The 11,948-nt window shown below is 75.0% G+C and carries 10 protein-coding genes and 2 pseudogenes; 5 read left to right on the top strand and 7 right to left on the bottom strand.

Annotated elements, in window-relative coordinates; all coding sequences use genetic code 11:
* Positions 1-1,279: pseudogene (locus tag F8279_RS27025) on the bottom strand (hypothetical protein); the annotation flags it as partial.
* Positions 1,280-1,428: 149 nt separating this feature from the next.
* Between F8279_RS27025 and F8279_RS27020 the strand changes: the two are divergent.
* Together F8279_RS27020 and F8279_RS27015 are read left to right on the top strand one after the other, a co-directional pair.
* Complete coding sequence (locus tag F8279_RS27020) at positions 1,429-2,067, top strand: TetR/AcrR family transcriptional regulator (RefSeq protein ID WP_151501442.1); 639 nt, start codon at positions 1,429-1,431, stop codon at positions 2,065-2,067.
* A gap of 65 nt (positions 2,068-2,132) precedes the next feature.
* Positions 2,133-2,360, top strand: coding sequence for a DUF3107 domain-containing protein (locus F8279_RS27015; RefSeq protein ID WP_013288692.1), 228 nt, complete (start codon positions 2,133-2,135; stop codon positions 2,358-2,360).
* A gap of 45 nt (positions 2,361-2,405) precedes the next feature.
* On the opposite strand, the gene F8279_RS27010 is transcribed toward F8279_RS27015, so the two are convergent.
* On the bottom strand, positions 2,406-3,092 hold the full coding sequence (locus F8279_RS27010; RefSeq protein WP_151501441.1) for a ferritin-like fold-containing protein: 687 nt from the start codon (positions 3,090-3,092) through the stop codon (positions 2,406-2,408).
* 282 nt (positions 3,093-3,374) lie between these two features.
* Between F8279_RS27010 and F8279_RS27005 the strand changes: the two genes are divergently transcribed.
* Both F8279_RS27005 and F8279_RS27000 read left to right on the top strand, forming a co-directional pair.
* Positions 3,375-5,045 (top strand): DEAD/DEAH box helicase, encoded by a 1,671-nt coding sequence (locus F8279_RS27005; protein ID WP_151501440.1) that lies wholly within the window; start codon positions 3,375-3,377, stop codon positions 5,043-5,045.
* A 190-nt stretch (positions 5,046-5,235) separates the two neighbouring features.
* Positions 5,236-6,387 (top strand): SAM-dependent methyltransferase, encoded by a 1,152-nt coding sequence (locus F8279_RS27000; protein WP_151501439.1) that lies wholly within the window; start codon positions 5,236-5,238, stop codon positions 6,385-6,387.
* Positions 6,388-6,407: 20 nt separating this feature from the next.
* Here the strand turns inward: F8279_RS27000 and F8279_RS26995 are convergent, their stop codons facing one another.
* Positions 6,408-6,839 (bottom strand): hypothetical protein, encoded by a 432-nt coding sequence (locus tag F8279_RS26995; RefSeq protein WP_151501438.1) that lies wholly within the window; start codon positions 6,837-6,839, stop codon positions 6,408-6,410.
* Between the two features lie 191 nt (positions 6,840-7,030).
* On the opposite strand from F8279_RS26995, the gene F8279_RS26990 reads away from it, so the two are divergent.
* The gene (locus tag F8279_RS26990; RefSeq protein WP_026268433.1) at positions 7,031-7,450 is read left to right on the top strand and encodes a helix-turn-helix transcriptional regulator; all 420 of its coding nucleotides are present in this window, start codon (positions 7,031-7,033) and stop codon (positions 7,448-7,450) included.
* Positions 7,451-7,475: 25 nt separating this feature from the next.
* On the opposite strand, the gene F8279_RS26985 is transcribed toward F8279_RS26990, so the two are convergent.
* From F8279_RS26985 to F8279_RS26970, 4 genes and pseudogenes are all read right to left on the bottom strand, one after another.
* Positions 7,476-8,546, bottom strand: a complete 1,071-nt coding sequence (locus F8279_RS26985) for a hypothetical protein (RefSeq protein ID WP_151501437.1) — start codon at positions 8,544-8,546, stop codon at positions 7,476-7,478.
* Positions 8,539-8,769 carry a heavy-metal-associated domain-containing protein gene (locus F8279_RS26980; protein WP_151501436.1) on the bottom strand — a complete coding sequence of 77 codons (231 nt, stop codon included), beginning with the start codon at positions 8,767-8,769 and terminating at the stop codon, positions 8,539-8,541. The genes F8279_RS26985 and F8279_RS26980 overlap by 8 nt, the downstream gene beginning before the upstream one ends.
* A gap of 144 nt (positions 8,770-8,913) precedes the next feature.
* The gene (locus F8279_RS26975) at positions 8,914-11,034 is read right to left on the bottom strand and encodes a RecQ family ATP-dependent DNA helicase (RefSeq protein WP_192580783.1); all 2,121 of its coding nucleotides are present in this window, start codon (positions 11,032-11,034) and stop codon (positions 8,914-8,916) included.
* Positions 11,031-11,948, bottom strand: a pseudogene (locus F8279_RS26970) (helix-hairpin-helix domain-containing protein); the annotation flags it as partial. The gene F8279_RS26975 and the pseudogene F8279_RS26970, both read right to left, overlap by 4 nt.

Here is an 11,948-nt window from a genome sequence, read left to right as displayed (position 1 = left end):
CGGCCCAGGAGGGCCGCTCGTAGCCGTGCGGTGGTTCGGCGTCGCCCCGGGCCAGGCGGAACGGGCGGGTCGGCTCGGGCGCCGGCTCCGGCGCGGTCGGCGGCTCGTACCGGCGCGCCGGCTCGGGCCCGGCACCCGGCTCGTACTGCCGGGACGCCTCGGGCTCGACGGACGGCGGGTACTGCCGCGCCGCCTCCGGTCCCGGGGCCGGTTCGGCGCGCAGCGGCTCGTACGGCCGTACCGGCTCGGGCCGGGGTGGCTCGTAGGCGGCGGGCGGCTCGACGCGGGCCGGCTCGTACGGCCGCACCGGATCGGGCGCCCACTCGGCCGCGCGGTCGTCGCGGGCGGTGCGGTGGGCGGCGCTGTCGTCCTCCCGCTCCCGCCGCTCGGCGGCGGGCTCCTCGGCCCGGCGGGCCGGTGGCTCCTCCGTGCCTCGGACCGGCGGCTCGTCGGTACGGGCCCACGGCGGGGCCCAGCCGTCACCCCAGCTCGGGCGGTTCCAGGACGGCCCCGACCAGTCCGGTTCGGCGGCCCTCGGGTCGTCCCCCGCCGGGATCTCGGCCGCGGCCCGCGGCTCGGCGGTGGCCGCCCGGCCCTCGGGCGGGTGTACCTCGCCCGGTGCGTGCTCCGGCCGGCTCGCGGCCGGCGGCTGGGTGGCGGGCCGGTCGGCCCAGCCCCGGGACAGCGACGGGGCGGATTCGGTGTTCGGCGCGTGGAACCCCGGCGGCACCTCGAAACCGGAGGCGGCGGCGCCGACCGGCGGGACCTGGAGCGCCGGGGGCGCGGAGGCCGGCCCGCTCTCGGCCCAGCGCGGGGCCCGGGCGGCCGGGTCGTCGGCGGCGTGCCGGGAACCGGCGTCCCCCGGGTCGGTCGGCTGCTCGATCGCCGGCGCCGGGCGCGGGGCCGGTACGGCCAGCCGTTCGCCGTCGGTGGGCCGGGGCGGCTCGTCCGCGGGCGGGGCACTGACCGGCGCCTGGCGGGTCACTGGCGACTCCTCCCCGGCGTGGTGCACGCCGTTGACGTGGCGGCCGTTGACGCGGCCCGGTTCCGGCGCGGAGTGGCCGGGCAGCGGGGCCGGCAGGTCGCCGTGCCGGGGCGAGGAGGCGGCCCAGCCGCCGAGGTCGCCGTAGGGCCAGCCGCCGGGCGCCGGAGCGCCGCGGGACCAGCCGTTCGGCGGGGGCGCCCAACCGCCGCCGGTACGGGCCGGTTCGTCCTGCTGGCCCGTCCCGTCGCCGTGCTCTCCCGGGGTGGCGGCTCCGGGTTGCCCTGTTTCACTCACCGCGCGCTCCTTGGTCGCCCCCGCTGAGGCTACCGTGTGGTGACAGTGGCGATAAGTTACAGCGGCGGGCCAATTCCGCGACGGGTTCACGAACCCGGACCGGTTCGGGTGATACGTGCCGGCTCGTACGCAGATACTCGGAGGATCCGATGACCGCAGTGGGGAACGGTGCACAGACCGCCGGTCGGCCCACCCGCCTGCCCCGCTCGGCGCGCCGTAAGCAGCTGCTCGCCGCCGCCCAGGAGGTGTTCGTCGCGCAGGGCTACCACGCCGCCGCGATGGACGACATCGCCGAGCGGGCCGGTGTCTCCAAGCCCGTGCTCTACCAACACTTCCCCGGGAAGATGGAGCTCTACCTGGCGCTGCTGGACACGCACTGTGACGCGATAGTGGCCAACGTGCGGGACGCGATGAGCGGCACCAACGACAACAAGGAGCGCGTCGGCGCAGCGGTGCGCGCGTACTTCGACTTCGTCGACCACGAGAGCGAGGCGTTCCGGCTGGTCTTCGAGTCGGACCTGCGCAACGACCCGGCGGTGCGGCAGCGGGTGGAGCGGGTCGAGCAGGGCTGCATCGCGGCCATCACCGACACGATCATCTCGGACACCGGGGTCAGCCGCTCGCACGCCGAACTGCTCGCCTCGGGCCTGGTCGGCGCCGCCGAGACGGCCGCCCAGTTCTGGCTCGCCGGCGGCCGCCAGGTGCCCAAGGCGGAGGCCGAGGCGCTGGTCGCGGCCCTGTCCTGGCGCGGCATCGCCAGCTTCCCCCTGCAAGGTGAGTCAGCCTGAACATCGGGCCGCCGGATCGGATAGCCTTCCCACGGTGGCTTTTTCGCCCCAGTTGAGGAGGCACAGTGGAGGTCAAGATCGGCGTGCAGTACGCGCCGCGGGAGCTGGTCCTGGAGAGCGCGCAGTCGCCGGCCGAGATCGAGCAGATCGTGACCGACGCCTTCGCCAAGAGTGAGGGCACCCTCTCCCTGACCGACGAGAAGGGCCGGCGCGTGATCGTGCCGGTCGGCAAGGTCGCCTACGTCGAGATCGCCGAGGCGTCGCCTCGCGCGGTCGGGTTCACCGTTCGCTGATTCCCGCGGCACCGGCCGCCGTGGCGGGCCTCCCGCCACGGCGGCTCAGTTGTTCAACCCGGCAGCTGTCATGCGCGCGGCGTGCGCCTCGGTCAGCCGGCGCAGCAGTCCCGGCACGTCCCCGCCGGTCCGCCCGATCAACGCGACGAGCGCACCCCGGTCGGCGGCGGCAACCCGGCCCGCCTGGGACAGCGCCTCACCGAGCAGCCGCCGCGCCCACATCGAGAGCCGCCCGGCCGCCCGGGGATCGGCCTCGATCGCGGCCCGGATCTCAGTGCCGGCGAACTCGGCGTACCGGGAGTCGTGCAGCACGTCGAGCAGCAGCGCCCGGTCCGGCCCGGCCAGGCCGTCGGCGATCCCGCGCAGGAAGTCGTCGGTGATCGCGTCCCCCACGTACGCCTTCGTCACCGCCTCCGCCCAGTCCCGCGGCTCGGTCGAGTCGTGGTACGCCCGCAGCGCCTCGACGTAGGGGGCCATCGCCTCCTCCGGTGTGACGCCCCAGGCGGCGAGCCGGTCGGTGAGCCACCGGTAGTGCGCGATCTCGGCGGCGGCCATCTCGCTGAGCGCGGCGCGGCGGCGCAGGTCGGGCGCGAGGCGCGCGTCGGCCGCGAGGCGGTCGAACGCGAGCAGTTCGCCGTAGGCGACGAGCCCGAACAGGTCGGTCGCGGCGGGGTCGGGGGAGGTGGGATCGGCGGCGGCAGGGCCGGTCGCGCCGGGGTCGGGGGCTGGCACGAGCGCAGGCTACCGGCGTCATCTCTGTGACTCAAGTCACAGCGAACCGCCCCGCGCGCAGGGCCACCACCTGGGAATCGGGACGCCTCAGGGGCCGTTCAGGTAGGATGAGACAGTTGCCGTGGGCACCGATTCGGTCACTTGCTGATCAACGCCGGTCCCCGACGCGCGTGCGGCCCGGTCCGGCTCGGCGAAATCGCCGCTGACCGCGTGGCCCGCGCCACACCGATCGCGCCCTGAGGACCTGAGGGGCGCACCACGAGAGGGCACCCCCAAATCCATATGAGCGAGCAGATTTCCGGCCAGCCACTGGCCCCCACCGCTCCGGTCCCCCCGGAGGCACCCACGTTCGCCGCGCTCGGCGCGCGGCAGGAGACCGTCGAGGCGCTGGCCGCCGCCGGCATCACCCGCGCCTTCGCCATCCAGGAGTACGCGCTGCCGATCGCGCTGCGCGGCGTCGACCTGATCGGGCAGGCGCCGACCGGCACCGGCAAGACGCTCGGCTTCGGCATCCCGCTGCTGGAGCGCGTGTTCGCCCCGTCCGAGGGCAGCGACGGCGTGCCGCAGGCGCTCGTCGTCGTACCCACCCGTGAGCTGGGCATCCAGGTCGCCAAGGACCTCGACGCCGCCGGCCGCACCCGGGGTGTCCGGGTGCTGCCGATCTACGGCGGCGTTGCCTACGAGCCGCAGATCGAGACGCTGCGCAAGGGCGTCGAGATCCTGGTCGGCACCCCTGGCCGCCTGCTGGACCTGCAGAAGCAGAAGCACCTGCGGCTCGACCGGGTCCGCGCGCTCGTCCTCGACGAGGCGGACCGCATGCTCGACCTGGGCTTCCTGGACGACGTCGAGAAGATCCTGGCGATGCTGCCGGAGGACCGGCAGACCATGCTGTTCTCGGCCACCATGCCGGACCCGATCGTCGCGCTGTCCCGGCGCTTCCTACGCCGCCCGGTGACGATCCACGCCGGGCACACCGCCGAGACCGGCCCGTCACCGCAGACCCAGCAGCTCGCGTACCGCACGCACTCGCTGAACAAGGTCGAGATCGTGGCGCGCATCCTGCAGGCCGAGGGTCGCGGGCTGACCATGATCTTCACCCGCACCAAGCGGGCCGCCGACCGGGTCGCCGAGGATCTCGACTTCCGTGGCTTCGCCGTCGCCGCCGTGCACGGTGACCTCGGCCAGGGCGCGCGCGAGCGGGCGCTCCGGGCGTTCCGGGCCGGCAAGATCGACACGTTGGTCGCGACCGACGTGGCGGCCCGGGGCATCGACGTCACGGGCGTCACGCACGTGATCAACTATGACTGCCCGGAGGACCAGGACACCTACACCCACCGCATCGGCCGTACCGGCCGGGCCGGGGCCACGGGTGTCGCGGTGACGTTCGTCGACTGGGACGACATGCCCCGCTGGCGGATCATCGACAAGACGCTCGGGCTGGACATGCCCGAGCCGCCGGAGACGTACCACACCTCCGCGCACCTCTACACGGACCTGGACATCCCGACGGACATCAGCGGCACGCTGCCGACCGCCGAGCGCACCCGCGCCGGCCTGTCCGCCGAGGTCGAGGAGGACCTGGGCGGCGTCGGCCGGTCGCGCCGCGGCGCACGGCGCGGCGACAGCCGGGGCCGCGACCGCGGCGAGCGTGGCGACCGCGGCGACCGCGGTCGTGGCCGGGGCGGCGAGGGCGGTTCGTCCGCCGATTCGCCCGCCGGGCAGCAGGCCGACGCCGGGGACGACGAGACCGCGCGTACGCCGCGTCGGCGGCGTCGTCGCCGGGCCGGTGAGCCGGTGGCCGGTGAGCCGACCGCGGTGATCAGCACCGAGGGCGCGGCCGAGACCGCCGCACCGGCGACCGCAGAGGGCGAGGCGTCCACCAAGCCGCGTCGCCGTCGCCGCCGCCGCAGCGGCAGCTCCGGCGCACCCGCCGAGGCCACCAACGCCGACTGACGAACACCAACGGAAACGGCCTCCCGGACCCAGATCCCGGAGGCCGTCCCCATCCCCGCCTCCCTCGCTGCGACGACCATGAAGTTGACGGCGCGACACGCCGTGTCCGGGTGCCGCTAACTTCATGATCAACCGGGCCTCCGGGGTCGGGCGGGCGGGAGAGCGGGGAGAACAGGAGAGGTAGGTACGGATGCCTGAAGCGTTGGACTCGGCGCTGGCCGAGGTGCGGGCGTTGCTGCTCGCGCCGGGGCTGACCCGCGCGGTCGCCGCCGGGCGCCGTCGTGGGCAGCGCCCCTCGGTGGTACGCGCGGAGCTGCGCCCGGTCACGCTGAAGGCCGGTCCCCGGTTGCAGATCGCCGTCTCCGACGGATCACGGCCGCACACCCGCAACGTGGCACCGGGTACGGAGGAGGCCGGCGCGGCAGTCGACGAACTGCTCGCCGAGCCGTTCGGCAACTGGCACGTCGAGACCGGCGACGCCACGCTCCAGCTCCGGGTCACCAAGTCCGGCGAGGCGCAGGTGCACCGCGCGGCGGCCAGCCGTCCGGCCGCCGAACCGGGCGGGCACGACCGGGCCAAGGAGTGGCTGCTCGACCCCGGTGACCCCCTGTTCCGGGAGATCGGCGGCTCGGCCGCAAAGCGCCGCCAGGTCGACGCGTTCCTGCGCGCGCTCGCGGCGACGCTGCCCGACGACCTCACCGGCCCGCTGCGGGTGGTGGACCTGGGCTGCGGCAACGCGTACCTGACCTTCGCCGCCTACCGCTACCTGGTCCAGCGCGGCCTGGACGTGACGCTCGTCGGCGTGGACGTACGCGAGGACCAGCGCCGCCGCAACACCGAGCTGGCCGAGCGGCTGGGCTGGGCCGACCGGGTCGGGTTCGTGGCCGGCACCATCGCCGAGGCGCCCGTCGAACCGGCGCCCGACCTGGTGCTGGCGCTGCACGCCTGCGACACCGCCACCGACGAGGCGCTGGCCCGGGCGGTGCGCTGGGGCGCCCGGTGGGTGCTAGCCGCGCCCTGCTGCCACCACGACCTGGCCGCCCAGCTCCGCGCCGGTCAGGCACCCGCGCCGTACGAGCTGCTGACCCGGCAGGGCATCCTGCGGGAGCGGTTCGCCGACGTGCTCACCGACTCGCTGCGGGCCGCGCTGCTGCGCCTGCACGGGTACCGCGCCGAGGTGGTGGAGTTCGTCGACTCCCAGCACACGCCGCGCAACCTGCTCATCCGGGCACGTCGGACGGCGGGTGCGCCGAGCGACGCGCAGCGCGCGGAGTATCGCGAGCTGGTCGGCCAGTGGGGTGTCACGCCCCGGCTGGAGACGTTGCTGGCCGAGGCGCGCTGAGCGACGGCAGCGGGCCGGGCCTACCGCCCCCGGTCGCCCCGGTTGCGGTCGCCCCGGTCCAGCACCGACACCCGCTCGCCGGTGCCCCGGTGCGGTGCCCGCTCGCCGTCGTGCGACGTGCTCGGGAACGGCACCACCTTCCCGGGCTGCTCGGCGTTCCCGGCGGCGGCGAAGGCGTTCCACGAGATGTCCACGAGCATCCGCTTCAGCTCGGCGTGCCGGACCGCGGCGTTGCGCTGCAACGCCATCCGCGCTCCCAGCACCACCGAGGCCAGCGTCGTGCAGATCGCGCCGGTCGCGGCGATCAGGTGCACGCCGGTCGCATCGTCACCGCGTACCGCCAGCACCAGCAGCCAGATCCAGAAGCCGAGCGCGAACACCGCGGCCTTGGCTACGAAGAAGAGGCTCACCGCGCCGGGGCGATGCGGTACGGGACGGTCCGGCTCGGCCATGCTGTTCCTCCATCGACTCCCAGGGTTCCTTCAGGTTATTACCCGAAGCGCATTGCCCGAAGCAAACTTCCGTAGTCGCGGGTCTCGCCGACGGGACCTCCGGACCGATCAGTCAGTTACTTCTCCGGTCCGGCGTACTAGGCTCGGTGCGCGAGCCGGGCCACCGGAGGAAGGGGACAGATCCACCAGGGATGGGTTCCGCAGACGTTTCGCCACAGATGGCCTTCGCGCGCTTCGTACGCCGGGCCATCGACGCCGCGCGTGAAGAGCGCGGCTGGACGGTGACCGACCTCGCCACCCACACCGGTGTCGGCCGCTCCACAGTGTTCCGCTGGCTGGCCGGAGACTGGCAGGACTACCCCGAACTCGCGAAGGTCCGCGGTTTCTGCGCCGCCCTCGACCTGCCCGTGGCGGCCGCGTTCCGCGCGCTGGGCCTGCCCGACGCCGGGCCGGTGCCCCGCCGCCGGGGTGCCGAGGACGGTCCGGTGGAGGCCGACGTGCGGGTGATCCTGGATCGGCTCGCCGACCCGAACGTGCCCGCCGAGGAGAAGCACCACATTCGCGATCTGCTCCGCTACCTGGCCCGCCGCCCGGTCCGCCGGGCCGGCTGAACGGCAGCCGGCAGCGGCCCGCGACTCAGGCCACGGCCAGCGTGAACTCGGCGGTCCGCACCACGCCGCCGACCTGGAAGTCCAGGAACATCCGGTAGCTACCCGGCCCGGGCGCGGTCAGCCAGAACGTCACGTCGTCGCCGTCGCGCACCGGCTCCGGGTGGACGTGCAGGTAGCCGAGATCGCCCTCGCGCAACGCCACCAGGTGCCCGTACGCCCCGAGGTACGGCTCCAGCGCCGCCGCCGCGCCGTCCGCGCCGGTGACCCGGAACCGCAGCGGCACCGACTTCCCCACCTCCGGAGTGCCTGCGTACGCGACGGTGAACCCGTCGACGGCGGCCGACGTGGCGGCGGCGGGCAGCGGCCGGGGCCGGTACGCGCCGGACGCGGTCAGGTCGGCGCCGAGCACCACGGCGACCTGGCGACCGTCGTCGGCCACAGCGGTGAAGTCCGCGTACATCCGCCAGGGGCCCGCCTCCGGTGCGGTGATCGGCACCGACCAGGTGCCGTCGGCGGCCATCGTCGGGTGCAGGTGCCGGTAACCGCCGAGGTCACGCCGGACCATGATCACGTGCATCGGCTTGTCGTGCACGACGGCGAACCGGGTGACCGCCCGGCGCTGGTCGTCGCGGATCTGGAAGCGCAGCTCACCGGCGCGGCCCGCGACCAGCTCGGTCGACGGCACGAGCGTGTAGCCGGCCGAGGTGATCGACAGTCCGGTCGCGCCGTCGCCGCCGCCCTGGGTGACCGTGGCGCCGTCGTGCGTGTGCGCGCCGGTCCCCGGTGAGTGGGCGTGCGCGCCACCGTCGGCGCCGCCCGTGGCGACCCCGGCGGCCGTCGCGCCGCCGGGCCGGGCCGGGCCGGCCGGCGCGTTCATCCGCCCCAGGCCGAAGCCGAGCAGGACGGCGAGTACCAGGCCGCCCACCACCAGGGCCAGCCGCAGCGTCTCCCGGTCCACCACGGCGGGACCGGCCGCAGCCGCCCCGGTCGAGCCACCCGCGCCGTCCCCGGACCGCGTCGCGGGGGCGTCGGAGCCGGCCCCGGAGTCGTCGGGGACGACGCCGGTGCCGGACGTGACTGACGACGACTCAGGCACCGCCGCCGACCAGCTCGTAACCCGCCTCGTCCACGGCGGCACGCACGGACTCGACGGACAGCGGCGCCGCGCTGGTGATCGTGGCGGTGCCGCTGGCCAGATCGATGCGGACCTCGTCGACACCGGGCAGCGCGGACAGCTCCTCGGTCACCGCCTTGACGCAGTGTTCGCAGGTCATCCCGGTCACGGTGTACGTCTGGACGACGGGTCGCTGCTCGGTCATGACCCCACGGTACCGCCGTCCGGGTGCGGGCCCGACGACGGTCCGCCGACGGTGGTGACGCTCGCATTCCGCCCGGCCCGGGAACTTTCCGCGCAGGCCGGGAAGTCGGCACACATCGCCGGGAACGCGCAGGCCGGGAACGGGTCAGCCGGCCACCGCGAGCGCCAGCGGCAGCACGTCCGGAGCACCGGCCCGGCGTAGCAGCCGCGCCACCATGCCCATCGTCCAGCCCGAGTCGACCAGGTCGTCCACCAGCAGCACCGGCCCGTCCAGCCCCGGCAGCGCGCCGGCCAGCTCGTCCGGCAGGCGGAAGGCGTCGTGCAGCGCGCGTACCCGCTGGGCGCTGTTGCCCCGCGGCCCGCCGGCCCCCGCCGGGCCGGTGGGTTCGACCTGGCCGAGCAGCGGCAGCCGGCCCACGGCGGCGATCCGCTCGGCCAGCGAGCCGACCAGCAGCGGTCGCGTCCGGGAGCCGACCGCGACCACGCCGGCCGGCCGCCGGGGCCACGGGTCGTCGCCGTGCGCCCACGCCTTCAATACCTCGACCACCGCCGCCACCACGTCGTCGGGCACCGGGCCGTCCGGCGCCTCCGGCCCGGCCAGCCCACGCAGCCGCCCGCCCCACCCCAGGTCGGACAGGCGCCCCACGGCCCGGCCGGGCAGCGCCTGCTCCGCCGGCGGGATGCGGCCCTTCAGGGGTACGCCGACCGCCTCCAACCCGGTCGGCCAGAGCTTCTTCGGCGGGATCGGCACGCCTGGGCGCCCGAGGAACGTCTGCGCGGCGGTCAGCGCCGGCTCGGAGACGGCGGCGTCGAACAGCGGGCCGGCGCAGTTGTCGCACCGCCCGCAGTCGGCCGCCCCGGTGTCGTCCAGCCCTTCCCGCAGGTAGCGCATCCGGCAGGCGGACGTCGAGGCGTACTCCCGCATGGCCCGCTGCTCGGCGGCGCGCGCGTCGGCGACGCGCCGCAACCGGGCCTCGTCGTAGACCCACGGCTCGCCGGTGGCGAGCCAGCCGCCGCGCACCCGGCGGACCGCGCCGTCCACGTCGAGCACCTTGAGCATCAGCTCCAGCCGGGCGCGGCGCAGGTCGACCACCGGCTCCAGCGCCTGGGTGGAGATCGGCCGTTCGGTGTCCAGCGCGGCGAGCACGGCGCGGACCTGCTCCTCGGGCGGGAAGGCGAGCGAGGCGAAGTACCGCCAGATCGCCGCGTCCTCCACGCCGGGCAGCAGCAGCACCTCGGCGTGCTCGACGGCCCGGCCCGCGCGGCCGACCTGCTGGTAGTAGGCGATCGGCGAGGGCGGCGCGCCCAGGTGCACGACGAAGCCCAGGTCGGGCTTGTCGAAGCCCATGCCGAGCGCGCTGGTGGCGACCAGCGCCTTGATCTTGTTGTCCAGCAGGTCCTGCTCGGCGGCCCGCCGGTCGGCGTCCTCGGCCTGCCCGGTGTAGGACGCGACCGACCAGCCCCGGCCGCGAAGGAACTCGGCCGTCTCGGTGGCCGCCGCCACCGTGAGCGTGTAGACGATCCCCGAGCCGGGGAGCCGGTCCAGGTGGTCGGCCAGCCAGGCCAGGCGGTGGGCCGGGCTCGGCAGATCGAGTACGCCGAGGCGCAGCGACTCGCGGTCCAGCGTGCCGCGCAGCACCAGTGCGTCGCCCAGCTGCTCGGCCACGTCCTGGGTGACCCGGGCGTTGGCGGTGGCGGTGGTGGCCAGCACCGGCGTGCGCTCGGGCAGGTTGGCCAGGAACGTGCGCAGCCGCCGGTAGTCGGGGCGGAAGTCGTGCCCCCAGTCGGAGACGCAGTGCGCCTCGTCCACCACCAGCAGCCCGGTGGTGGCTGCGAGCTTCGGTAGTACCCCGTCGCGGAAGTCCGGGTTGTTCAGGCGCTCCGGGCTGATCAGCAGCACGTCGACAGTGCCGGCGTGGATCTCGGCGGTGATCTCGTCCCACTCGTCCAGGTTCGCCGAGTTGATGGTGCGCGCCCGGATGCCGGCGCGTGCGGCGGACTCGACCTGGTTGCGCATCAGCGCCAGCAGCGGCGAGACGATCACCGTCGGCCCGTGCTGATTTCCCTCCCGCAGCAGCGCGGTCGCCACGAAGTAGACGGCCGACTTGCCCCAGCCGGTCCGCTGGACGCAGAGCACCCGCCGCCGGTCGACCACAAGCGCCTCGATGGCCCGCCACTGGTCCTCGCGCAGCCGGGCGTGGTCACCCGCCAGCCGCCGCAGCACCGCCTCGGCGCGCTCCCGGACGGCCATCCGATCCTGGCTCATCCGGCATTTCTACCAGGCACGGCCGACGTCACCGGCGGACCGGGCGGCGACGTGGGCGGCGGAGCGGCCGCCGGTGCGGGCGCCGGTGCGGGCGGCAGGAAGATCAGCAGCTCGCGCAACGAGTCCGTCGCCGCCGCCGGCAGCAGGCACCGCGAAGCCAGCTCCTCCATCGACGTGTACGGGCCGCGCATCCGCCGGTCGACCACCACATGCTGCGCCTGCGACCGGGTCAGTCCCGGCAGCCCGACGATCACCTGGTCCGGCACCGAGTTGACGTCCACCAGTCCGCCGTCGTCGTAGGCCCGGGCCAGGTCGGGGCGCCCGATGCGCAGATCGTCGCGGGCCGACGGGTACTGGTAGAGCAGGTAGCGGGCGTACTCCCGGCGCAGCCGATTGCGGTCGGCGTACGGCCGGCCACGCCAGAGGCCGCGCAGCCAGGCGAGCAGCCGGCCGTTGAGCAGCACCACGTGCGGGACGCCCGCCACCCAGGTCGTCAGCCAGATCAGGATCACGGCACCCTCGGGTCCGCTGACCTCCTCCGTCTCGCTGCCGCCGACGACCACCACGAACGTCACGGCGACGGTCAGGTAGTAGACCGCGGCGAGGACGCTGCCCCAGCCCCGCCGCCAGATCCCGTAGAGCAGCACCACCAGCCAGGTGAGCATGCCGAACGAGAGCAGGGCGGTGAACGCGCCGCCCACCGTCGCGACGACGCTCAACCATCCGGGCACACCGGCCGGACGCCTGGACGGCGGTACGGCGCCGAACAGCGGCGCGACAGGTGGCGAAACCCAGGCCGGCACGCTGGTCGGCGACTCACCGGGCGGTGGCGGCGGGTACGGACTGCCCGGCTGCGCCGAGACGGTGAACTGCACCGGAACGGTGAGCTGGGCCGAGACCCCCGCCGGGGCGGT

This window comes from Micromonospora sp. AMSO1212t (genome assembly GCF_008868145.1).
Taxonomy (GTDB): domain Bacteria; phylum Actinomycetota; class Actinomycetes; order Mycobacteriales; family Micromonosporaceae; genus Micromonospora; species Micromonospora tulbaghiae.
Note: the sequence above shows the minus strand (reverse complement) of the source record. Positions and strands in the feature narration are given on the sequence as shown.

What these genes read in the sequence shown, in the direction of transcription:
- F8279_RS26975 (WP_192580783.1), bottom strand. Translation starts at nt 11,034, where the DNA reads ATGAGCCAGGATCGGATGGCCGTCCGGGAGCGCGCCGAGGCGGTGCTG.
- F8279_RS26990 (WP_026268433.1), top strand. Translation starts at nt 7,031, where the DNA reads ATGGGTTCCGCAGACGTTTCGCCACAGATGGCCTTCGCGCGCTTCGTA.
- F8279_RS26995 (WP_151501438.1), bottom strand. Translation starts at nt 6,839, where the DNA reads ATGGCCGAGCCGGACCGTCCCGTACCGCATCGCCCCGGCGCGGTGAGC.
- F8279_RS27000 (WP_151501439.1), top strand. Translation starts at nt 5,236, where the DNA reads ATGCCTGAAGCGTTGGACTCGGCGCTGGCCGAGGTGCGGGCGTTGCTG.
- F8279_RS27005 (WP_151501440.1), top strand. Translation starts at nt 3,375, where the DNA reads ATGAGCGAGCAGATTTCCGGCCAGCCACTGGCCCCCACCGCTCCGGTC.
- F8279_RS27020 (WP_151501442.1), top strand. Translation starts at nt 1,429, where the DNA reads ATGACCGCAGTGGGGAACGGTGCACAGACCGCCGGTCGGCCCACCCGC.
- F8279_RS26980 (WP_151501436.1), bottom strand. Translation starts at nt 8,769, where the DNA reads ATGACCGAGCAGCGACCCGTCGTCCAGACGTACACCGTGACCGGGATG.